The 21,056-nt window shown below is 69.8% G+C and carries 18 protein-coding genes; 10 read left to right on the forward strand and 8 right to left on the reverse strand.

Going from position 1 to position 21,056, the window contains the following annotated elements:
* The first annotated feature begins 14 nt into the window (after positions 1-14).
* The 5 genes from R8F63_02500 to R8F63_02520 all read left to right on the forward strand — a co-directional run bounded on the left by R8F63_02500 (position 15) and on the right by R8F63_02520 (position 8,187).
* Entirely contained in the window at positions 15-2,228 is a 2,214-nt protein-coding gene (locus tag R8F63_02500; GenBank protein ID MDW3217460.1) for an ATP-binding protein, read from the forward strand.
* The gene (locus R8F63_02505) at positions 2,225-5,095 is read left to right on the forward strand and encodes a branched-chain amino acid ABC transporter permease/ATP-binding protein (protein MDW3217461.1); all 2,871 of its coding nucleotides are present in this window, start codon (positions 2,225-2,227) and stop codon (positions 5,093-5,095) included. Before R8F63_02500 ends, R8F63_02505 begins: the two co-directional genes overlap by 4 nt.
* Positions 5,096-5,163: 68 nt before the next feature.
* Entirely contained in the window at positions 5,164-6,519 is a 1,356-nt protein-coding gene (locus R8F63_02510) for an AAA family ATPase (protein ID MDW3217462.1), read from the forward strand.
* A 19-nt stretch (positions 6,520-6,538) separates the two neighbouring features.
* Positions 6,539-7,477 carry a TIGR03560 family F420-dependent LLM class oxidoreductase gene (locus R8F63_02515; protein ID MDW3217463.1) on the forward strand — a complete coding sequence of 313 codons (939 nt, stop codon included), beginning with the start codon at positions 6,539-6,541 and terminating at the stop codon, positions 7,475-7,477.
* Between the two features lie 59 nt (positions 7,478-7,536).
* Entirely contained in the window at positions 7,537-8,187 is a 651-nt protein-coding gene (locus tag R8F63_02520) for a hypothetical protein (protein MDW3217464.1), read from the forward strand.
* A gap of 21 nt (positions 8,188-8,208) precedes the next feature.
* Here R8F63_02520 and R8F63_02525 read toward each other — a convergent pair whose 3' ends face one another.
* Positions 8,209-8,715, reverse strand: coding sequence for a phosphoribosyltransferase (locus R8F63_02525; GenBank protein MDW3217465.1), 507 nt, complete (start codon positions 8,713-8,715; stop codon positions 8,209-8,211).
* Positions 8,716-8,775: 60 nt separating this feature from the next.
* Here R8F63_02525 and R8F63_02530 point away from each other — a divergent pair, with 60 nt between their 5' ends.
* Positions 8,776-9,195 carry a nuclear transport factor 2 family protein gene (locus tag R8F63_02530; protein ID MDW3217466.1) on the forward strand — a complete coding sequence of 140 codons (420 nt, stop codon included), beginning with the start codon at positions 8,776-8,778 and terminating at the stop codon, positions 9,193-9,195.
* Positions 9,196-9,282: 87 nt separating this feature from the next.
* On the opposite strand, the gene R8F63_02535 is transcribed toward R8F63_02530, so the two are convergent.
* Positions 9,283-10,587, reverse strand: coding sequence for a PhoH family protein (locus R8F63_02535; GenBank protein MDW3217467.1), 1,305 nt, complete (start codon positions 10,585-10,587; stop codon positions 9,283-9,285).
* A gap of 22 nt (positions 10,588-10,609) precedes the next feature.
* Complete coding sequence (locus R8F63_02540; protein MDW3217468.1) at positions 10,610-12,193, reverse strand: molybdopterin-dependent oxidoreductase; 1,584 nt, start codon at positions 12,191-12,193, stop codon at positions 10,610-10,612.
* Between the two features lie 85 nt (positions 12,194-12,278).
* Between R8F63_02540 and R8F63_02545 the strand changes: the two genes are divergently transcribed.
* Positions 12,279-13,409 carry a nucleotidyltransferase family protein gene (locus R8F63_02545; GenBank protein MDW3217469.1) on the forward strand — a complete coding sequence of 377 codons (1,131 nt, stop codon included), beginning with the start codon at positions 12,279-12,281 and terminating at the stop codon, positions 13,407-13,409.
* A gap of 294 nt (positions 13,410-13,703) precedes the next feature.
* Here the strand turns inward: R8F63_02545 and R8F63_02550 are convergent, their stop codons facing one another.
* A complete protein-coding gene (locus tag R8F63_02550) occupies positions 13,704-14,120 on the reverse strand; it encodes a S24/S26 family peptidase (GenBank protein MDW3217470.1) in 417 nt (138 codons plus the stop codon).
* Positions 14,121-14,181: 61 nt separating this feature from the next.
* Here R8F63_02550 and R8F63_02555 point away from each other — a divergent pair, with 61 nt between their 5' ends.
* On the forward strand, positions 14,182-15,108 hold the full coding sequence (locus R8F63_02555; GenBank protein MDW3217471.1) for a hypothetical protein: 927 nt from the start codon (positions 14,182-14,184) through the stop codon (positions 15,106-15,108).
* Here R8F63_02555 and R8F63_02560 read toward each other — a convergent pair.
* Genes R8F63_02560 through R8F63_02570 form a run of 3 tightly spaced genes read right to left on the reverse strand, consistent with a single transcriptional unit; the run spans position 15,102 to position 16,950 of the window.
* Positions 15,102-15,911, reverse strand: a complete 810-nt coding sequence (locus R8F63_02560) for an ABC transporter permease (GenBank protein MDW3217472.1) — start codon at positions 15,909-15,911, stop codon at positions 15,102-15,104. The two genes, R8F63_02555 and R8F63_02560, sit on opposite strands and share 7 nt — an antisense overlap.
* Positions 15,908-16,684: an ABC transporter ATP-binding protein gene (locus R8F63_02565; GenBank protein MDW3217473.1), complete on the reverse strand. Its 777-nt coding sequence runs from the start codon at positions 16,682-16,684 to the stop codon at positions 15,908-15,910. The genes R8F63_02560 and R8F63_02565 overlap by 4 nt, the downstream gene beginning before the upstream one ends.
* A gap of 2 nt (positions 16,685-16,686) precedes the next feature.
* Positions 16,687-16,950 carry a PqqD family protein gene (locus R8F63_02570; GenBank protein ID MDW3217474.1) on the reverse strand — a complete coding sequence of 88 codons (264 nt, stop codon included), beginning with the start codon at positions 16,948-16,950 and terminating at the stop codon, positions 16,687-16,689.
* An 85-nt stretch (positions 16,951-17,035) separates the two neighbouring features.
* On the opposite strand from R8F63_02570, the gene rsgA reads away from it, so the two are divergent.
* Positions 17,036-18,061, forward strand: coding sequence for a ribosome small subunit-dependent GTPase A (gene rsgA / locus R8F63_02575; GenBank protein ID MDW3217475.1), 1,026 nt, complete (start codon positions 17,036-17,038; stop codon positions 18,059-18,061).
* Positions 18,062-18,073: 12 nt separating this feature from the next.
* On the opposite strand, the gene R8F63_02580 is transcribed toward rsgA, so the two are convergent.
* Positions 18,074-19,573 (reverse strand): class I adenylate-forming enzyme family protein, encoded by a 1,500-nt coding sequence (locus tag R8F63_02580; protein MDW3217476.1) that lies wholly within the window; start codon positions 19,571-19,573, stop codon positions 18,074-18,076.
* A 49-nt stretch (positions 19,574-19,622) separates the two neighbouring features.
* Here R8F63_02580 and R8F63_02585 point away from each other — a divergent pair, with 49 nt between their 5' ends.
* Positions 19,623-20,999 carry an amidase gene (locus R8F63_02585; GenBank protein MDW3217477.1) on the forward strand — a complete coding sequence of 459 codons (1,377 nt, stop codon included), beginning with the start codon at positions 19,623-19,625 and terminating at the stop codon, positions 20,997-20,999.
* The last annotated feature ends 57 nt before the right edge of the window (positions 21,000-21,056 follow it).

The following is a 21,056-nucleotide window of genomic DNA, read 5'->3' on the forward strand; positions in this document are numbered from 1 at the left end:
CGGTGAGGGGGATCATGACCGCAGACGGAACCGACGCGACATCGGCCGACGTCGGTGCCGCCGCGCTCGCCGCCGCGGTCCTCGAGGAGGAAGCGAAGCGTCAGGAGGCGCAGGCCGCCCGCGACGCCGCCGTCGTGCTTCCCGATGACCTCCTTCCCGGCGTCGGTGAGGATCCGATGTCACTGCGGGAGGCGATGAAGGTCGGCGGCGCGACGACGGTCGTCATGATGTTCCTGCTCAATTTCATCGACGACCTCCCCCGGGCGTTCCGGGTCGTCGGACCGGACATCCAGAAGACGTTCAACATCTCCGACACCGTGCTCGCCGGGGTGATGGGGTTCGGTGGTGTCGCCCTCGTGCTCGGTGCCGTGCCGATGGCCGCGCTGGCGGATCGGGTGAAGCGAGTCCGGCTCATTCCGCTGTTCTCGTTTGCGTGGGCGGCCACGCTGGCCGTGTCGGCCCTGGTGGCGAACGTGTTCCAGCTGTTCTGGACCAACGCGGCGACGTCGTTCTCCCAGGCCTACCGGATCCCGGTGTCGAACTCGCTGCTCACCGACACCTACCCCATTCCCGCCCGGGCCAAGGTCTTCGCGTTCGAGGGAATGGGCCGGCCGCTCGGTCAGTTGCTCGGCCCCCTGACCATCGGTGGTGTCGCGACACTCGCCGGGGGCACGGAGGGCTGGCGGTGGGCGTTCCTCGTCGTGGCGATACCTCCGGTGCTCGTCGGGCTGGCCTCGCTGCGCATGAAGGAGCCGCCCCGCGGCCAGCACGAGAAGGCGTCGGTGCTGACCGAGGACGCGCTCGAGGTGGACGAACTGGAGCCGTCGATGAGCACGGCCCTCGCCCGGCTCCGCAAGATCCGCACCTTCTACTTCTTCGCCACCGGCGTCGGTGTGCTCGGCTTCGCGCTGATCGCGGTGCCCGGCCAGTTCAACCTCCTGCTCGACGACAAGTACGGCTACGACGCGCTCGACCGGGGCATCATCGAGGCGCTGCTCTGGATTCCCTCGCTCATCGCCATCCCGATCGCGGGGCGGCGCTTCGACGAGAAGTTCCGCGAGGATCCCGAGTCGCTGGTGAAGCTCACCGGCACGTTGATCGCCACCGCCGGCCTGATCTACATGGTCGCGTTGCCGTTGAAGGCGATCGGGCCGCTCGTCATCGGCATCGGTCTCGCCCAGGCCTGCATCTCCGCGTCGTTCGTCGCCGCGCCCACGATCATCGCGGCGGTCGCCCCGTACCGGATCCGGGCCCAGGCGTTCGCGCTCCTTCCCGTCTTCATCTTCCTCATGGGCGGCTTCATCGGCGGGCTCGTCGCCGGGCAGATCTCCGACGCCTACAACAATCGCACCGCCATGCTCGTCGTGGCCCCGTGGACCGCCCTGCTCGCCGGCTGGCTGATCCGGCGCGGCGCCTTCCACATCCGTCGTGACATCTCCCTGGCCGTCGAAGAGTTGATGGAGGAGCAGGCCGAGGCCCGCAAGATCGCCTCCGGCGAGGACGTGCCCGCCCTCCAGGTGCGCAACCTCGACTTCAGCTACGGACCGGTGCAGGTGCTCTTCGACGTCGAGATCGAGGTCGCCAAGGGCGAAGTGGTCGCACTCCTCGGCACCAACGGCGCGGGCAAGTCCACCCTTCTCCGCGCCATCTCCGGGCTCGGCATTCCCGATCGCGGTGTCGTGCGCCTCAACGGCCGCACGATCACCTACGCCGAGGCGGAGACCCGCTTCCGGGTCGGGATCGTGCAGCTGCGCGGCGGCTCGGGGATCTTCCCGGCGCTGACGATCGGGGAGAACCTCCGGGCGTCGATGCTCGGGTCCGACATCGATGCGGCCGACGCCGATCGTCGCATCGCGGACGTGGTCGAGACGTTCCCGGCCCTCGCCGGGCGGCTCGGCGAGCGGGCCGGCGACCTCTCCGGCGGACAACAACAGATGCTCGCCCTCGCGATGGCGCTGGTGCACGAACCCGAGGTCCTGCTCATCGACGAGCTGAGCCTCGGCCTCGCGCCGGTGGTGGTGCAGGAGCTGCTCTCCATCGTCGAACGACTGCGGGCCCAGGGGCAGACCATGGTGATCGTCGAACAGTCGCTCAACGTTGCGCTCGCCTTCGCCGATCGCGCCATCTTCATGGAGAAGGGTGTCGTGCGGTTCGAGGGTCCGGCCCGCGAACTCGCCGAACGCGACGACCTCGCTCGGGCCGTGTTCCTCGGAGGTGAGGGCGGGTGATCGAGCTCTTCGGCATCGAGCTGTCGCAACAGAGCGTCGTCATCGGGCTCATCACCGGTCTGACCTACGCCGCGCTGGCGGCGGGGTTCGTCCTGGTCTACCGATCCACGGGCGTGCTCAACTTCGCCCACGGCGAGATGGGCGTGTTCGGGCTCGCCATCTTCGTGATGATGATCATCAACTACGGCGTGTCGTGGTGGCTCGCGTTCTTCATCGCGGTGGCCGGGACGGCGTTGATCGGCATGGTCGTCGAGCTGATCGTGGTCAGACGGTTGTTCACGTCGCCCCGACTCGTGATCCTGATCGCGACGATCGGTGTCGGGCAGATCTTCACCCTCGCCCGCGTGTCGTGGATTCCCGACATCACCACGGGTGGTTCGATCCCGACCGCGTTCACGATGGAGTGGAACCCGACGGATCACATTCGTCTCCAGGCCCGCGAGATCACCGTCCTGATCGTCGTGCCGGCCCTGATCGCGTTGCTCGGCCTGTTCATGACCCGCACGCGCTTCGGCCTCGCGGTACGGGCGTCGGCCGACAATCCCGACACCGCCCGGGTCTACGGCACCTCGCCGCGGCGGGTCTCGACGATCGTCTGGACCATCGCCGGGGCGTTCAGCGCGACGACCGCCATCCTCACCGCGCCGCTGCAGGGCCTCCAGGCCGCCCAGGTCGACGACACCGGCAACCTCCTCGTGGAGGAACTGCTCCTCAAGGTGCTCGTCGTGTCGTTGCTCGCCCGCATGCGGTCGCTCCCCGGTGTGCTGTGGGCCGGGCTCGCCGTCGGGCTGGTCGAGAACATCGTCCGCTTCAACGTGGACAGTACGAACCAGAAGATCGTCAACGTCTGGTTCTTCGTGACGGTGCTGGTCGTCGTGCTCTGGTTCATCAAGGAGGGCAAGCAGGACGGCTGGTCGCTGTCGCCTCCGTCTCGGCCCATCCCGGAGCGGCTCCGCACCGTGTGGTGGGTCCGCAACCTCAACGGGATCGGGTTCGTCTTCCTCTTCGGCGGCCTCGCGAGCATCCCGATCTTCGTCACCACCTCCGCGGGGATCCTCATCTGGACCGAGATGCTCCTCTTCGCGATGGTCGCGCTGTCGCTGACGATCCTCACGGGATGGGGCGGCCAGCTGTCGCTCGGCCAGTTCGCGTTCGTCGGACTCGGCGCGCTGTCGACCCTGGCCTTCACGAAAGGCCACGACATCCCGATCCCGTTCGACCTGTTCGATGCGAGCGTCGAGCTGCCGTGGGGTCTCGCGGTCATCGCCGCGGTGACGCTCGGCGTGGTGGCGGCCGTCCTCGTGGGCCTTCCCGCGTTGCGGGTGCGGGGGCTCTTCCTCGCGGTCACGACGCTCGCGTTCGCGGTCGCGGCCGGCTCCTGGCTGCTCACCCAGGACTTCTTCACCGGCGGCACCTCGGCTCCGCGGCCGGCCCGACCGCCGTCGTTCCTGGGCATGGACTTCTCGGCCTCGCGCCGCAGCCTGTACCTGCTGTGTCTCGTGGCGCTGATGCTCACGGCGTGGATCGCGGGGCGGATCCGCTCGTCCGGGCTCGGCCGCACGCTGATCGCGGTGCGTGACAACGAGGAGATGGCGGCCGCCTCGACGGTGTCGCCCGCCCGCGCCAAGCTCACCGCCTTCGCCGTGGCCGGCGGGATCTCGGCGCTGGCGGGTTCTCTGTTCGTCATCGTCCAACCGTCGCTGGCGCCGGCCCAGCAATTCGCCCCCGCGGCCTCGGTCCGCGTCGTCGTCATGGCGATCATCGGCGGGCTCGGCTCGATCGCCGGTCCGATCCTCGGGTCGATGTGGATCATCGGCATCCCGGAGCTCACCCCGGATCGGCTCCGCGCCCTGCAACAGCTGCTGACGTCAAACATCGGGCTGCTCATTCTGTTGATGTACTTCCCCGGCGGCCTGCTCCAGATCGTCCACAACGCCCGCGGCGGTGTCCTCGCCCTCGCCGAGCGGCGCTACGCATCCCGTGACGACGACGCCGGCCCGCCGGCGGTGCACCGGGCGGTGCCGACCGCGGGTCGCGAGCGCGGACCGCAGCCTGACGGCCCGGCGCTGGTCGCGAGCGGGATCACCGTTCGCTTCGGCGGCAACATCGCCGTCGACAACGTGTCGTTCCACGTCGAGCACGGCGAGCTGGTCGGGCTCATCGGCACCAACGGCGCCGGCAAGTCGACACTCCTCAACGCGATGAGCGGGTTCGTCCCCGCCGAGGGGCGCGTCGAGGTGCTCGGTCTCGACGTCTCGTCCAAGAGTGCTCCGGCGCGCCACCGGGTCGGGCTCGGGCGCGGCTTCCAGGCCGCGCGGCTCTATCCGGAGCTGACGGTGCGGGAATCGTTGATGGTCGCGCTCGAGGCCCGCCAGAAGTCGTTGATCGTCCCGTCGATGACGGGGCTCCCGCCGTCGCCCGGGCACGAACGGACCAAGCTGGCCGAGGCCGACGAGATCATCGACTATCTCGGCCTCGGGCGCTACGCCGATCAGGTGATCGGCGCCCTGTCCACGGGCACCCGCCGGATCGTCGAGCTCGGCAGTCTGCTCGCCGTCGATGCCCGCGTCCTGCTGCTCGACGAGCCGACCGGCGGTGTCGCCCAGCGGGAAACCGAGGCATTCGGGCCGCTCATCAAGAAGATCCAGGCCGAGCTCGAGGCGTCCGTGGTCGTCATCGAGCACGACATGCCCCTCGTGATGAGCATCTCTGATCGCGTCTACTGCCTCGAGTCCGGATCGGTGATCGCGGAGGGAACGCCCGACGTGGTGCGCAACGACCCGCTGGTCATCGCCAGCTATCTGGGCACCGACGAGCGGGCCATCCAGCGGTCCGGCACCGTCGGCGAGGCGAGCACCGCGGAATAGCTTCAAACCCGGCCGCCATCGGCCGACAGGACACGCAGAGACATGGGCTGACGCCCGGGGAGTGTGTTGTGTCGACCGGTAGCGAGAACGACCAGGGGCTGCGCCCGCCGAAGTCGCCAGAGGAACTCGGGGTCCCGTACGCCCTCGTGGCCGACCTCGTGCTGCGGCGCTGCCTACTCGAAGGCAAGACGAACGTCACCGGGCTCTCCAACGCCCTCGCGCTGAGTGCCGGCCTCGTCGACAAGATCGTGCAGGAGCTGCGCGAGAAGAAGGAGATCGAGGTCCTCGGCATGGTCGGGCGCGACTACACGCTCGCCCTCACCGGCCTCGGTCAGCAGCACGCCAACGACCGCCTGGCCCAGTCCCGCTACGCCGGTGCCTGCCCGGTCTCGCTCGACCACTATCGCGAGGTGGTCGCCCGCCAGCGGCTCGCCGTCTACGTCAACCGCGAGATGCTCAAGACGGCCTTCTCGGACCTCGTCATCGCGGACGAACTCCTCGACGACCTCGGCCCGGCCCTCAACGCCAACGGTGCGATGTTCCTCTACGGCCCGCCCGGCACCGGCAAGACGTCGATCGCCGAGCGGATCGTGCGCATCAGCCCCGACCAGGTGCTCGTGCCCAAGGCCATCGAGGTCGACGGTCAGATCATCAGCGTGTTCGACTCGACGGTGCACATCGCGGCCGACCGCCAGCCGGAGGATCTCGATCCCCGGTGGGTGCTCTGCCATCGGCCCCGGGTCGTCGTTGGCGGCGAGCTGACCGGTTCGATGCTCGACCTCACCTACGACCACACCAGCGGCGTCTATCTGGCCCCGCTGCAGATGAAGGCCAACAACGGCGTGATGATCATCGACGACTTCGGTCGCCAGGTGCTCACCCCCGATCAACTCCTCAACCGCTGGATCGTGCCGCTCGATCGCCGCATCGACTTCCTGTCGCTCAACTACGGCGTGAGCTTCGAGGTGCCGTTCGACGTCAAGGTCGTGCTCTCCACGAACCTCGATCCGACCGACCTCGGCGACGAGGCGTTCTTCCGGCGGATCCAGTCGAAGATCTTCATCGGTCCCATCGGCGAGGACGCGTTCGACTGGATCCTCGCCCGTGTCGCCCACGGCATGGGCGTGGCGTGTGACGGTGAGTCCGCCGCCTACCTACGGATGCTGTGTGTGCAGGAGGGCGGCGACCTGCGCCCGTACCTGCCCGCCGACGTCTGCAAGCTCGTCAAGGCCCTGGCCCTCTACGAAGGCGTGGCCCCGGCCCTCGACCGCCACTCGATCGACCGCGTGTTGAGCCTCTACTACACCCGCGGCATCGGGGCCCCTCCCGGGGGCCACGGCAAGGCGTCCGTGGAGTCCCCCGACGCCACGAACACCCTGCTGGCCCAGATGGCCGATTCGCCACCATCGGTCAGCACGTTCTGACCGGCACTACCGTGCGGCGATGGACTTCAGCTTCTGGCCGACCACCGCCCAACCCTGGCCCGATCTGCTCGCCGGCTGTCAGTGGGCCGAAACCAACGGGTGGCACGGCGTCTGGGTACCCGACCACTTCATGACCAACGTGCCGGTCGGCCCGCCGGTTGACGAGGAACTCGCCCCCTGGCTCGAAGCCTGGACCACGCAGGCGGCGCTGGCGGCGTTGGTGCCGCGGGTCCGCATCGGCACGATGGTCGGCGGGAACCGCTACCGCCACCCCGCGCTCGTCGCGAACATGGCGGGCACGGTGGACGAGATCTCGGGCGGGCGGCTCGTCGTCGGGCTCGGTGCCGGCTGGCAGGAGAACGAGCACCAGCGCTACGGAATCGATCTCGGCTCGGTTGCGGCCCGCTCCGATGCCCTGGAGGAAGCCTGCGCGGTGATCCGGGGCCTGCTCGACGGTCAGCGAACGACCTTCGCCGGCGAGCACTACGCGCTCGATGAGGCGCCGTGCGCGCCGGCGGGATTCGAGGGTCGACGGATTCCCCTGCTCGTGGGCGGCAAGGGGGAGCAACGCACGTTGCGTACCGTCGCCCGCCACGCCGACCAGTGGAACATGTGGGCGTATCCCCATGAGGTCGCCCACAAGCGGGAGGTGATCGCCCGCTGGTGCGACGAGGTCGATCGTGATCCGGCCGAGATTCGCATCACGATCTCCGCCATGGGCCGCCTCTGCGAGTCGCCGGAGGAACGGGAGCGGGTGTCGGCGCGGTTGGGGAACCATGGTGGCCTGGTCGGCGCCTCGGTCGGCGAGATCCGCGACGCGGTCGGCGCCTATGCGGAGGCGGGAGTGGACGAGCTCGTCATCGCGGACTTCAACCTGCCCCTCGACCGTCGGTCGGACCTGCTCGACGAGTTACAGCAGGACGTTTTCGCTGATTTCGGCGACTTCTCGCGCCAGTGACGCCCCGATGACGCACGATCGGCATGGTTCTCGGTGAGAGCCATTCCTCTGGAGGAACCATGAAAACCGTGATGAAACTGCTCACCGCGCTCTTCGCTGTGGCCTTGATCGCTGCGTCCTGTGGCGACGACGATTCGGTGGATCAGGACGCCGTCGACGAGATTCTCGACGACGGTGGTGACGACGCCGAACCCGAACCCGAACCCGAACCCGAACCCGAGCCGGAGCCGGAGTCCGAGCCGGAGCCGGAGCCCGAACCCGAGCCGGAACCCGAGCCAGAGCCGGAACCGGTGGCGGCGACGCCGACCGATCACTGTGTCGTCCTGCACCACTACCAGGAGCCGACGCTGTTCCCGACGGCCCCCTACCACGTGACGGTGTTCACCGACATCGACCTCATCGAGGGCGACGAGGTCACGGTCGTCATGCCGAACGGCGAGGAATTCGACCTCCTGACGCGGGTCACCAGTGACGACCTCATCGGCGGGATCGACGTCCGATTCCCGGTCTTCGGTCCGGGTCAGGTGGAGCTTCCGCAGATCTCGGTCAATGGTGAACTGCTCGACCTGTCGACGATGTACTGGGAAGGCAACTCGGGCTTCGTCGCCGCGGGTGCCGACGTCCGCGACGAGGAGATCTACGGCGCGGCACTGCCCTGCACGCTCGCCTACATGGTGATGGTCGACCCGCCGTCGGTCGCCTTCGGCTGAGTCTGCGGCCGAGGGCTCCCGCTACGCGTCGACGACGCGGTGGCGGGCGTCCTCGGCGCTGACCACCGGCGGCTCGGTCGACCACGGGAAGTTGATCCACTGGTCGGTCCGCTTCCAGACGTACTCGCACTTCACCAGCGAGTGGGACTTCTCGTAGAGCACCGCCGACCGCACCTCCGCGACCCGCGCCGAGCAGAGATCGTGGACCATCTTCAGGGTGTGGCCCGTGTCGGCCACGTCGTCGGCGATGAGGACCTTGGCGTCCTCCATGTCCACGAAGTCGACATAGGGAGGGAGCATCACGGGAACGGGCAGGCGCTCGTCGACGCCGGTGTAGTACTCGCAGTTCATCACGTAGATGTTCTTGACCGACAGGGCGTAGCCGAGTGATCCGGCCACGAAGAGCCCACCGCGAGCGATCGCCAGGATCAGTTCGGGGCGGTAGCCGTCGTCGGCCACCGCCTGGGCCAGCTCCCGGACGGCGCTGCCGTACGTGGCGTAGTCGAGTACTTCACGCTCGTCGCTCATCGGCGCAACCTACCGCGTGGCGAAGCGGCGCGAGGAGGTCGGGCCTGCCAGGATGACGGGATGATCCACACCGTCATGGACAACTGGGACGCCCACCTGCGCGGGGAGTTCCCCGGCGGGCTCGACGAGCTCCTCCACGACGATTGCGTCTTCCTGTCGCCGATCGTCTTCTCGCCCCAGCGGGGCAAGGAACTCACAAAGCTCTACCTCGGTGCGGCGGGCAACGTCCTGCCCGGTGACATGGCCGACGAGCCCGATCCCGCGAAGGCCTTCCGCTACACCAAGCGGGTCCTCGACGGGAACCATGCGGTCCTCGAGTTCGAGACCTACATCGGCGACACGCTGGTGAACGGTGTCGACATCATGACGTGCGACGACGATGGCAAGATCGTCGAGTTCAAGGTGATGATCCGGCCGCTCCAGGCCATCAATCTCGTGCACGCCAACATGAAGGCGATGCTCGAGACGATGCAGGGCTGACTCGCCGCCCCGCCCCGAGGCCCCGGCCCCGAAGCCCGACCGGGCGTGCAGGCGCGGCGGCGTGCGCTGCGACGTCAAACCGCGACGTCAACTGCGCCCGTCGAGCAGGCCGGCGACGAGGGCGGCGACCTCACTGCGTTCGGAGCGGGTGAGGGTGACGTGGCCGAAGAGCGGGTGCCCCCGCAGATGGTCGACCACGGCACCGATGCCGTCGTAGCGACCGACGCGGAGGTTGTCGCGCTGGGCGACGTCGTGGGTGAGCACGACCTTCGTGTTCTCGCCGACCCGGGTGAGGGCGGTGAGCAGCACGTTGCGTTCGAGGTTCTGGGCCTCGTCGACGATCACGAACGTGTCGGTGATCGAGCGCCCGCGGATGTGGGTCAGCGGCAGGACCTCGAGCAGCTCGCGATGGATGACCTCGTCGACGACCTCGGGGCCGGCGATGGCTTCCAGAGCATCGTGGACGGCGGCGGCCCAGGGCGACATCTTGTCGCCCTCGGTGCCCGGCAGGTAGCCGAGATCCTGGCCACCGACCGCGTAGAGCGGACGGAAGACGATGACCCGCGAGTGGGACCGCTGCTCGAGCACGGCGTCGAGAGCGGCGGCGAGGGCGAGCACGCTCTTGCCGGTGCCGGCCCGTCCGCCCAGGGAGACGATGCCGACCCGGTCGTCGGTGAGCAGGTCGAGGGCGACATGCTGCTCGGCCGACCGGGGCCGCACGTCGAACACGGGGCGTTCGATGATGCGATGGACCCGCTTGTCGCCGTGGATGCGCCCGAGGCCCGACTGGGAGCCGGCCACGAGCGCGACGCCCGTGTTGACCGGCAATGCCCGGGCCTCCTCGAGATCGACGACGCCGTCGGCGTAGAGCTCGTCGACCGTGGCGGAGTCGACCATCAGGTCGGTGTAGCCCGTCCAGCCGTCGTCGGCGACGTCGGTGTCGCGGAACTCCGAGGCCTCGAGCCCGACCACGCCCGCCTTGAGCCGCAGGGGCAGGTCCTTGGACACGAGCACGACCGCCGCGCCCTCGGCGGCGAGGTCGGCCGCGAGATTGGCAGCCACGCTGAGGATCCGGTTGTCGTTGGTGTCGGCGCGGAACCCGTCCGGGAGGATGTCTGCGTTCGTGTGGTTGAGCTCCACCCGCACCGTGCCGCCGTAGTCGTTGACGGGAAGCGGCTCGAGCAGGGTGCCGTGTCGTTCCCGGAGCTCTTCGAGGGCTCGTAGGGCGCTGCGGGCGGCCCAACCGAGCTCGAGATGATGGCGTTTCGCCTCGAGTTCGGTGAGCGTTGCGAGCGGGATGACGACGGCGTGTTCCTCGAACCGACCGAGAGCAGAGGGATCGCTCAGGAGTACGGAGGTGTCGAGGACGTAGGTGCGACTCGGTCCTGTCATGTGCTCTCGGAACCTAACGGGGTCAGGCGACACCCACGCGGATGGCGTGCCAGCCCTCCGCTCCGTCCGGGGCCACGGCCTTCGGCCCGATCGGCTGGAGGTCGCCCGCACCGTCGATGGCGCGCACCTGGAGGATGTGATCGCCCGGCGTGGCGTCCCAGGTGGTCCGCCATTGGACCCAGGTCTCGTCGCTGCCGGGGGCGGCGATCTCACAGCGCTGCCACTCGCCCTGGTCGATCGAGATCTCGACGGCCGAGATGCCCCGGGGCGGCGACCAGGCGACGCCCGCGACCGGTGTCGCGCCAGCCGCGATCTCGGAGAACGGCTCGGGCACGTCGATACGCGACGCGGTCTTCATCGGGCCGAGCTTCGACCACCCACGGGGCACCCAATAGCCGTTGAAGCCGTCCCACGTGTCGAGGCTGATCTCCTCGACCCACTTGACCGCCGAGACGTAGCCGTAGAGCCCGGCCACGACCAGCCGGGCCGGGAAGCCGTGGATGATCGGGAGTGGCTCGTCGTTCATCGCGACGGCGAGCATGGCGTTGCGGCCGTCGGCGAGGACGTCGAGCGGGAAGCCGGCCGTCCAGTCGTCGACCGAGCGCCCGACGACCTGTTCGGCGCCCGGCTGCACGCCGGCCTCGTCGAGCAGTCGGGTGAGGGGCACGCCTGCCCACTTGGCGTTGCCGACGAGCCCGCCGCCCACATTGTTCGACACGCAGGACAGGGTGATGACGTGCTCCTCGAGGTCCATGGCCAGGATCTCCTCGAAGGTGAGCGAGTAGGGGTTGTCGACCATGCCGGTGAACGAGAGCGACCAGGAGTCCGGGTCGACCTGCGGGACGCTCAGCGCGGTGTCGATCCGGTAGAAGGTGTCGTTCGGGGTGATGTAGCGGGCGATGCCGTCGACGGTGTCGAACGAACCCGGCGTGATCGGATCGCCGGTGGGGAGCGTCGTCGTGCCGGTGACTCCGGAGAAGTCGAGCTCGCGGCGGGCGACCTCCGCCGCGCTGGTGCCCTCGGCGGCCCGCGCGACCGTCATGCCGGTGACGGCGACCGCCCCGGCACCGGCGGACCAGGTGAGGAAGGCCCGGCGGGTGGGTCGCTTCTCCCGGGGATCCTCGAGGACCCCGGCCAGACGGGTGGGACGATGCAGTCGCGTCAGCAGGAGCACGAGCGTGCCGATACCGAGCAGGGCGGCGACGATCGCCCAGAACCAGCTCGCGAGCGCGGGGGACTGGGGGTTGCGGGCGGTCGTGAACCCGCCGAGCAGGCCGAACGCCGCGAAGCCGGCGACACCGATCCAGAGGGAGCGGCGCCTGGACAGATAGCCGAGCCCGGCGCCGAGGAGCAGCGCCGTGATCGTGATGCCCGGAATCAGCGACGACTTGCCGCTGCTGCCGAGGTTCTCGATGCTCTCCTGGGCGACCTCACCGGGCGTGATGTCGAGAATCCACTCGCCCATGCCGAGCACGAGCCCCGGGATGGTCTCGGAGAACGCCTCCACGACCTCGCCGAAGATCAGCGCGATGGCCGCGGCGAGAAAGCCGGCGACGGCGCCGTACCAGGCGGGATGATCCGTGCCCGCTCGCTCCTCAGCTTCCATGATGTCCACCATGCCCTGTTGCCACGCGTCGTTCCCGGACCCTGACCGGGTGTGGGTCCACCCCGGAAACGTCGTGGCGCGCTGAATGGTTCCCGGAGCCCCCGCCGTCGTGGATGATGCGCTGCGTGAACTCGCGGCCGTGGACGGCCCGCTGGATCTCGACCGCGCACTGGCCCCGATGTCGACGGGTGGGAGGGGACAGCTGATCGAGGCGGTGCGGCGGCACCGCCTCGATGCCGCGTTCGCCGATGCCCTCCAGCGGGCCGGGCACGAGGTGCCGGTCGACATCGCGGCCGACGTGGACGACGACCGCCTCCTGCGGCTGCAGGTCACCGCGGCCCTCGGTCGTGTCGCGGAGGTGCTCGACCGCGCCGACGTGCCGTGGTTGACGTTCAAGGGGCCGGTCATCGCCGCGCTCATGGCTCGACCGGAGTTGCGCACGTACAACGATCTCGACGTGCTGGTGGGGGCAACCGACCTGGGTTCGGCGGTCGAGGCGCTGATCGCGGCCGGCGTCGACGAGCTCAACGAGAACTGGGTGCCCTATGTGCGCCATCGGGTCGGTGAGGTTCCGATGACCGCCGGGTCGGTCAGCATCGATCTCCATTGGCATGTCATCGGCCTCGGGCACCACCGGCGATCGATCCGCTTCGACCCGACGGCGATGCTCGCCCGTCGTCGTCCGGTGGAGCTGGCCGGCGCCTCCCGGCCGACGTTCGACGCGAGCGACGAGCTGCTGCATCTCGTCGTGCACGCGGCGCTGTCCGGGGCGACACGACTCGACCAGCTCCGCGACATCGCCGTGGTGGTGGCCAATGACGACATCGACTGGGGCGAGTTCGCCCAGCGGGCCGGTGGGGTGGGTGTCGCCAAGCTCGCAGGCCACACGCTCGACCGGGCGGCGCGGGTGCTCGGCGCACCGGTGAGCGACCCGGTCCTGCGCCGCATGGCGGGCTCGTCGCTGGATCGCCGGCGGCGCTTCGACGGCGACGCGGTCGGGGCTCTCCGCGGCATCGGTGTCTGGTGGCGGCGCGACCGAGCCACGGCGTCTGCGGGGGCGGCGCTGCGCCGCATCGCCGACGTGGTGACGCGCATCCCCGGCCGGCGGGGCGGCTGGGATTTCACGGATGAGAACTCACGCCTGTACCACGCCCGCGCCACCGGCGGTTCGACGGCGCGTGACGACTACTTCCGACGCGTGGCCGACTGGGTCTGACGCGACCCCGGACGCGACGAAGGGGCGGCCGGAGCCGCCCCTTCCCCGAGATTCTGGTGGCCCAGGAGCTAGCGGCCGCTGCCGCGGCTGCCCTGGGTACGACGACGACGGCGACGAAGCTCGCCCTCGAGGTCGACCTGGCTCTGGATCACCGGCTTTTCGTATGTCATCTCGCCTCTTCCCCGCGTTCGGATGTGTGCAGGACCCATTGTGTACCACATCCGACCACGGAGAGTGAACACCATCTGACCCATTTCTTCGGGACCATGGTCATCGTCATGGTCATCGTCATGGTCACCGTGATCGTGAACGGCGGAAACGGCGCAGGAGCCTGCGGAGCGTGAACGAGACGTGACTGCGGCGTCGATCCCAGGCCCCGAAACGGCGAACCTGACCACCGTGGGTCGCCGCCGACACACGGCCGACCAGGCGGTCCCGGGCCACGGGATCGTCATCGAGCGGATTCCCGGCGCCGCGGCCGATCACCAGATCGCCGTCCAGCTCGCGGACACGGTGGACGACGACGCGGCCATCGTCCTCGACGAACGCCCAGATCTCGCCGCGCCGGGGACGGTCCGCGGCCTCGATGACGACCGTGCTCCCGGTGGCGATCACGCCGGCCATGCTCGACCCCGCAACCGCGAGTTCCACGGGTGCGTCACCCACGCGGGCTCGGAGGAGCCGGGCGACGGCGTCGGCGTCGGGAGCCATGGGGCGACGGTAGTCCAGCGCGATCCCAGTTCCGGGCAGGCCGATCCGCTTTCATGACGGGGTGACTTCGACCTCGTGGACGATCGACGTGGCCGGGGTGGCCGTTCGGGTCACCGCGGCGGACCCCCGCCATGTCGCGTGCGCGACCGATCGCCTCGGCGCCGTGGAGACCGACGACGCCGCGGAGATCGAGCTCACGCTCGGCCCGGCAGCGCCGGCCGTCGACACCGTGGCGCCCGCCCAGGAGCTCGAGAACTGGACGGCCCGTGATGCCGACGGTGTCGTGTGGATCGGTGCCGAGACCACCTGGGCCCGCATCGACGGCCGTCGAGTGGAGGTCGGCGGTCCGGTGCTCACCCCCGGTGACGTGGATGTCTTCGACGATCTCCTCCAGTTCGCGATCGCCGTGGCGGTCGCCGGTCCTTCGCGCCTGATGGTCCATGCCGCCGTCATCGCCCGCGGCCCCGAAGCGCTGCTGCTGGTGGGGCGGAGCGGATCGGGGAAGTCCACCCTGGCGGCGGCGGCACTGCTCGGGGGGTGGGGCCTCATGGGTGACGATCTCGCGATCATCGACACGTCGACCATGGACGTGCGAGCCGTGTCCCGCCCGCCGATGGTGCCGCGTGAGATCGCGGAACTCCACGGGCTCGAGGGCACGATCGCGCCGGGGGAGCGGCGCCGGCTCCGGCTCCCGCTCGAACGGCTCACCCCAGGGGTACGGCGGTTGATCGGGATGGTCGCGGTCGACCACGGCGACGCCGGCCACCTCGAGTTCCTCGGCACCGGCGATGTCGAGGTGCTCGATGACGCGCTCGCGGTGCCGCCGTTCCGCGGCGTGATCCGCCGTCAGCTCGCGGCCGGTGCGGCGCTGGTCGACTTGCCGGCGGTGGCGCTCGCCCACGCGGCGGACCTCGGGACGCGGGTCGAGCGGGCCAACGCCCTGCTCGAGGAGGCGTGGACGGCGCTCGGGGGCCGAGCCGCTCAGTAGGTGCCGAGCGTGCCGGCCCGGCGGGCGACGGTGACCGCCCGCCGGAAGACGGCGAGCGAGATCGGCAGCGCGATCGCGGCGAAGGCGATCAGCACCGCCATCTCGTCGAGCGTCTCGGTGTAGGCGGCGTCGGTCTGCACGAGCGATCTGGTGGCCCGCACGCCGTAAGTGGCCGGCACGAGTTTCGTGACGACCTCCAGCCATCCCGGGAGCACCGACAACGGATACAGCGCTCCGGACAGGAGCAGCGTCAGCTGATGACCCGGCCCGGTGATCGGGTCGCCCCGCTTGACCAGCACGATAAAGGCCGCGGCGAGGATGCCGATCGGGATGAAGGAGAGTGTCGTCAACAGCAGCACCGGGACCGCGGTCACCATCGCGAGGACGGGGATGCCGGCACCGAACAGCGCCAACCCGACGCCGACGAGGAGCACCGTCTCGGCGACCACGAAGATGATCGCGACGAAGTGGCTCGCCGTCATCACGGTCCAGATCGGGGTCGGCGTGACCAGGATCGCTTCCAGGGTTCCCTCGTTCTGCTCCTCGCTGATCTGCTCGGCGAACGAGGAGATGCCGACGTCAGCCCAGCTCGCCACGATCGAGCCGACGAGGGCGAACTCGAAGTAACCGCCGCTGAAGCCCTGGAGTGACTCGGCGTCGCCCACGAGCTCGGCGATGAAGTAGAAGCTGACGGCGAAGTAGCCGATGTTGACGAGGCGCAGCACCATCGCGACGCGATACGACGTGAGCGTCGTGAGTTCCTTGCGGAACACGGCCCGGAGACGGCGGGCGTTCGCCGTCACAGGTCCGGCTCCCCGGCGTCGTCCACCAGCCGTTCGAGATGGGCACCGAGACCGGCGGGGTCGCCCGCGATCTCGGCCGCGCTGCCTTCCCACTCGATCCGGCCGTTGATCAGGGCGACCACGCGATCGCAGGCGAGCACGACCTCGTCGAGGCGATGGCTCGCCATCAACACCGCGCGCCCGTCCGCGGCGAGCCCCCGGATCTGCTGGCACAGGAGGCGGCCCGCGATCGGGTCGATGCTGCGGGTCGGCTCGTCGAGCACGAGCAGCGGTGGTTCGTGCAGCGTCGCCCGGGCGATGCCGAGCTGGGCGAGCATCCCCGAGGAGTAGCCGAAGACGGCCTTGTCGCGATGGGCCAGACCGCGCTCGGTCATCGTCTCCTCGACCCGGCGGGTGGCGGTCTCCTCGTCGAGTCCGGCCAGGGCGGCGAAGTAGTGGAGGTTCTGGCGCCCGGTCAGCCGCCAGTAGAACGACCGCTCGTTCGGGATCGAGAGGCCGAAGCTCACCTTGGCCGCGTCGTCGTCGGGCGTCACCTCGCGGCCGTTGATCGTCACCGAGCCCTCGGTCGGGACGAGCAGGGTCGTGATCGCCCGCAGCAGGGTCGACTTGCCGGCGCCGTTCGGTCCGACGATCCCGACGACTTCGCCGGCGTTCACCGTGAGGTCGACGTCGTCGAGGGCCCGCACGGGTTCGTCGGAGGCCGAGCGGACCAACAGGCCGAGCAGGCCCCGGGCCGGCCGGTAGGTCATGCCGATACCGGCGACCTCGAGCATGGTCAGTCCACGTCCACCAACGACGACTCGGCGAGGCTCTCGATGAACGTCTCGATGTCGCCGGCCAGTTCGTCCTCGTCGACACCGTCGAAGTCGCCGACCAGGTCGCGGGCCAGGGCGCGGGCGTCACGTTCGCCGTCGAGCTCCTTCCACACCACCGCGCCGACGGCGTTGAGTGTGGTCAACACGGTCCCCTCGGCATCGAGGATCACGACGGACTCGCCGCTCGGTTCGTAGGAGACGCCCGCTCGTCGTCGAATTCCCATTCAGTCCACTCTTTCATCCGGGAGCCACGCCCCGTGTGTACGGTCCTGGCTGTCCATCGGCGTGAGCCGCGAGAATGCGAGGACCTTGACTGACGAACTGGGCCCCTGGGGTCTCGCTTTCGGGCCGCCGGGCACCGAGACGGCGGGCGGCCGCATCGGCCGCGTGGTCCGCGTGGATCGCGGTGAGTGCGATGTGATGACCGCGGACGGACGCGTGCGGGTGCTGTCGGACTCCCAGCGGGCGCAGGACGAGGTCGCGCCCGTGACCGGCGACTGGGTCGTGCTCGAGGAGGAGGACGGACTCGGCACCGTTGTCGGGCATGTCTTCGACCGGACCACCAGCGTGAGCCGCCGGGATCCGGCCGAGCGTGACCTCGAACAGGTCCTGGCGTCGAACGTGCAGCTCGTGGCCGCGGTGCACGGTCTCGACCGGCCGCTGCCGCCGGGCCGTCTCGAGCGCCTGCTCGTGCTCGCCCACAAGAGCGGGGCCGAGCCCGTGGTCATCCTGACCAAGGGCGACGAGGCGGTCGACGACGAGATCGAGGCGGTCGTGCGGTCGGTCGCTCGCGACATTCCCGTGATCGTGACCAGCACCGTCGATGGCCGTGGGCTCGACGATGTCGTGGGCCTCATCGGTGCCGGCCGCACCCTCGCTCTCGTCGGCGCGAGTGGCGTGGGCAAGTCCTCCCTGGTCAACGCGATCCTGGGCGAGGAGCTGCTGGAGATCGGCGACGTGCGGTCGTCGGACGCCAAAGGCCGCCACACCACGACCGCCCGCGAGCTCATCCTGCTTCCCGACGACGCCGGTCTGCTGCTCGACACGCCGGGGATCCGGGCGATCGGCCTGTGGGAGGCGGAGGACGCCCTCGATCTCGTGTTCGGCGATCTGGAGGAGCGGGCGGCGTCGTGCCGGTTCGGTGACTGTGCGCACCGCGGCGAGCCGGGATGCGCGATCGCCGAGGCGGTCGATGCCGGCGAGGTCGACGGTCGTCGCGTCGATCGCTACCGGGCACTGGTGGACGAGCTGGCGGCCCAGCGCGAGCGCGAGGAGGAACGGGAGCGTCGTGAGCGCAAGGACGGGCCCCGCCGTGGGCGGGGCCGCCGGCGCTGATCGGCCCGGTCGTCAGTCGGCGGCTTCCCCGGCGGCGAGCTCCCGGCGGTCGACCTTGTCGCTCGAGTTGCGGGGCAACGCGTCGAGGATGCGGATCGCCTCGGGCAACTTGTAGGCGGCGAGTTCGTCGGCGCCGAAGGTGCGGAGCTCGTCGAGACCCGGGGGTGCGGCCGGGTCCGTGGGGACCACGACCGCCACGCCGATCTCGCCCATCACGTCGTCGGGCCGAGGAACGAGGGCGATCTCGGCGACGGCCGGATGGGCGACGAGCACGGACTCGACCTCCATCGGGTAGACGTTGTACCCGCCGCGGATGAACATCTCCTTCAGCCGGCCGGACAGCCGGTAGCAGCCGGCGTCGTCGACGTGGGCGAGATCCCCGGTCCGTAGCCAGCCGTCGACCAGGGTCTCGGCGGTGGTCTCCGGATCGTTCCAGTATCCGCTCATGACACAGTCCGAGCGCAGCCAGAGCTCGCCGATCTCGCCATCCGGCAGCGGCGTGCCGTCCTCGTCGCGGATCGAGGCTTCGACGCCAGGGCGCGGTCGACCGATGGTGTGGAACGCCTCCTCGTCGTCGGCATCGAGGGCGGTGCCCAGACCGATGCCGCCGGACTCCGTGGACGAGTAGCGGATCGAGTAGCCGGCGCCGAAGCGCTCCCGGCATTCGCGTACGAGCGCCGGTGGCGATGCAGCTCCGCCCGCGACGACGGCGTTGACCGCGGAGAAGTCGAGCTCTCGGATGAGTGGATGTCGCACCATCAGGGCGAGCTGGGGCGCCACCCCGGTCACCGCGGGCATGTGGTGGTCGGCGATGAGTTGGAGCACCGGTCCGGCGGACCAGCGGCGAAGCAGGTGGGTCGTACGTCCGCTCGCGAGCAGCCAGGGCAGCTTCGTCATGAAGCCGACGTGGGCGAACTGGGTGGAGGAGAGCCCGTGTCCGCCGCCACCCCAGGCGCCGCCGGTGTCGAGCTCGGCGATCCGGCGCAGCTGGCGGTTCGTGTACCAGGCGCCCTTCGGCATGCCCGTCGACCCGGAGGTGAAGCAGATGCAGACCGGGCGGTCGTCGTCGTCGGCGAGGTCGGGCACCGGGGCGCGGTCGCCGGTGCGATGGAGCGCGGCGAGCGAGGCGCCGTCGGTGCCGGGGACGATCACGTCCGCGGTGAGTCCCGCGGCCGTCACTCCCTCCGTCAGTTCCGTGGTGGCGATCACGCGGGCGGGGTCGAGGACCCGGAGGCAGTTGGTGATCTCGCGCGGTCGGAGCTTCGGATTGATCCCGGCGGTGACTGCGCCGACGCGCGCCGCCGCGAGGTAGTAGACGACATAGTCGACGACGGAGGGAAGCACGAGGGCCAGGACGTCGCCCTCACCGATTCCTTCGGCCGCGAAGCCTCCCGCGACCTCCTCGGCGGCGCGTTCGAGTTCGGCGTAGGTGATGGCGACGCCGTCGTCGCTCAGATAGGCGATCGTGTCCGTGAAGTCGGCGGCCGCGCGCCGACTGATTTCCGTGAGCACGTGGGGATCGTAGGGTGGTGCGGACGCAATCGACAGCACGGGGGCACGGATGAGCGACGGACCATGGCAGGGCGATGTGATCTCGTTGGTGGAGGCGTATCGCTCCGGCGAGCGCCATCCACGCGAGGAGGTGCAGGCCACGCTCGACGCGGCAGCCGATGATCCGCTCAACGCGGTGTGCCATGTGGACGGTGACGCCGCCCTCGCCGCGGCCGAGCACGCGGACGTGTCGCTGCCGTTCGGCGGCGTGCCGCTGGCGGTCAAGGAGCTGTTGCCGGTCGCGGGATGGCCCGACACCGAGGCATCGGTCGCGCTGGCCGATCGGGTCGCCGACGCCGACTCGATCCCGGTCGAGCGGCTCCGGCAGGGTGGTGTGATTCCGACCGTGCAGACGACGTCGAGCGAGTTCGGCGGGGTGAACCAGACCACGACGAAGCTGCACGGCGTCACCCGGAATCCGTGGGGACCCGACCGCACCCCGGGCGGCTCGTCCGGCGGTTCCGCGGCCGGTGTCGCCGGCGGGATGTTCGCGCTGGCCACGGCGAGCGACGGCGGCGGTTCGATCCGCATCCCGGCCGGCTTCTGTGGTCTCGTCGGGCTCAAGCCGACCTACGGCCGCGTCCCCAAGGGACCGATGGTGGGGAACCTCACTGCGGTCGAGGGCTGCGTCAGCCGCAGCGTGCGCGACACGGCACGCTGGATGGACGTCACCAACGGCGCCGATCCCCGTGATCCGTTCAGCCTTCCCCGCGTCGACGGGTTCGAGAACGACCTCGGTGCCGGTATCGGTGACCTGCGCGGCCTGCGGGTGGCCATCGTGCCCGACCTCGGCTGCGCGGTCGTGGCGCCCGAGACCGAGGAGATCGTGATCGCGGCGGCCGAGGAACTCCTCGCCGCGATGGGTGCCTCGCGGGTCGCGCTCGATCTCCGTCTGCCCAACGTGATGGGGGCGTGGGGCCTGACCGGCGGCATCGGCCTGCGCAAGGAGCTCGGCGACCGGTGGCCGGCCTGTGCCGGGGATCTCACCGGGATGATGCGGGCGAGTGTCGAGAGCGCCGAGAAGCGCATCGACCTCGACGCGATGGTGAAGGCCGAGACCCGGCGGATCGAGCTCAACGTGGCGATGGGCGCAGTGTTCGGCGACGTGGACGTCGTCCTGGCGGCGACGAACCCGTCGACGGCGTTCGACGCCGAGGGCCATCTGCCATCGGAGTTCGGCGGGCGGGAGAGCAACGCCGGCAACAATGGCGCGCTGACCGCGCCGTCGAACATCTACGGCAACCCCGCGATCTCCCTCCCGGCCGGCAATGCGAGCGACGGGCTCCCGGTGGGTCTGCAGGTCCTCGCCGCCCACCATCGCGAGAAGCTCCTGCTCGACATCGCCCTGCTCTGGGAACGCACCCGCCCCTGGGCCCTCACCGCCTGAGAAAGTATTGGGGTCTGACCCCAGAAAGTATTGGGGTCTGACCCCAGAAAGTATTGG

Source organism: Acidimicrobiales bacterium, from assembly GCA_033344915.1.
GTDB lineage: Bacteria > Actinomycetota > Acidimicrobiia > Acidimicrobiales > Aldehydirespiratoraceae > JAJRXC01.

Coding starts and splice junctions, on each gene's coding strand:
- R8F63_02500 (MDW3217460.1), top strand. CDS start 15: ATGACCGCAGACGGAACCGACGCGACATCGGCCGACGTCGGTGCCGCC.
- R8F63_02515 (MDW3217463.1), top strand. CDS start 6,539: ATGGACTTCAGCTTCTGGCCGACCACCGCCCAACCCTGGCCCGATCTG.
- R8F63_02520 (MDW3217464.1), top strand. CDS start 7,537: ATGAAAACCGTGATGAAACTGCTCACCGCGCTCTTCGCTGTGGCCTTG.
- R8F63_02525 (MDW3217465.1), bottom strand. CDS start 8,715: ATGAGCGACGAGCGTGAAGTACTCGACTACGCCACGTACGGCAGCGCC.
- R8F63_02530 (MDW3217466.1), top strand. CDS start 8,776: ATGATCCACACCGTCATGGACAACTGGGACGCCCACCTGCGCGGGGAG.
- R8F63_02535 (MDW3217467.1), bottom strand. CDS start 10,587: ATGACAGGACCGAGTCGCACCTACGTCCTCGACACCTCCGTACTCCTG.
- R8F63_02540 (MDW3217468.1), bottom strand. CDS start 12,193: ATGGAAGCTGAGGAGCGAGCGGGCACGGATCATCCCGCCTGGTACGGC.
- R8F63_02545 (MDW3217469.1), top strand. CDS start 12,279: ATGGTTCCCGGAGCCCCCGCCGTCGTGGATGATGCGCTGCGTGAACTC.
- R8F63_02550 (MDW3217470.1), bottom strand. CDS start 14,120: ATGGCTCCCGACGCCGACGCCGTCGCCCGGCTCCTCCGAGCCCGCGTG.
- R8F63_02565 (MDW3217473.1), bottom strand. CDS start 16,684: ATGCTCGAGGTCGCCGGTATCGGCATGACCTACCGGCCGGCCCGGGGC.
- R8F63_02570 (MDW3217474.1), bottom strand. CDS start 16,950: ATGGGAATTCGACGACGAGCGGGCGTCTCCTACGAACCGAGCGGCGAG.
- R8F63_02585 (MDW3217477.1), top strand. CDS start 19,623: ATGAGCGACGGACCATGGCAGGGCGATGTGATCTCGTTGGTGGAGGCG.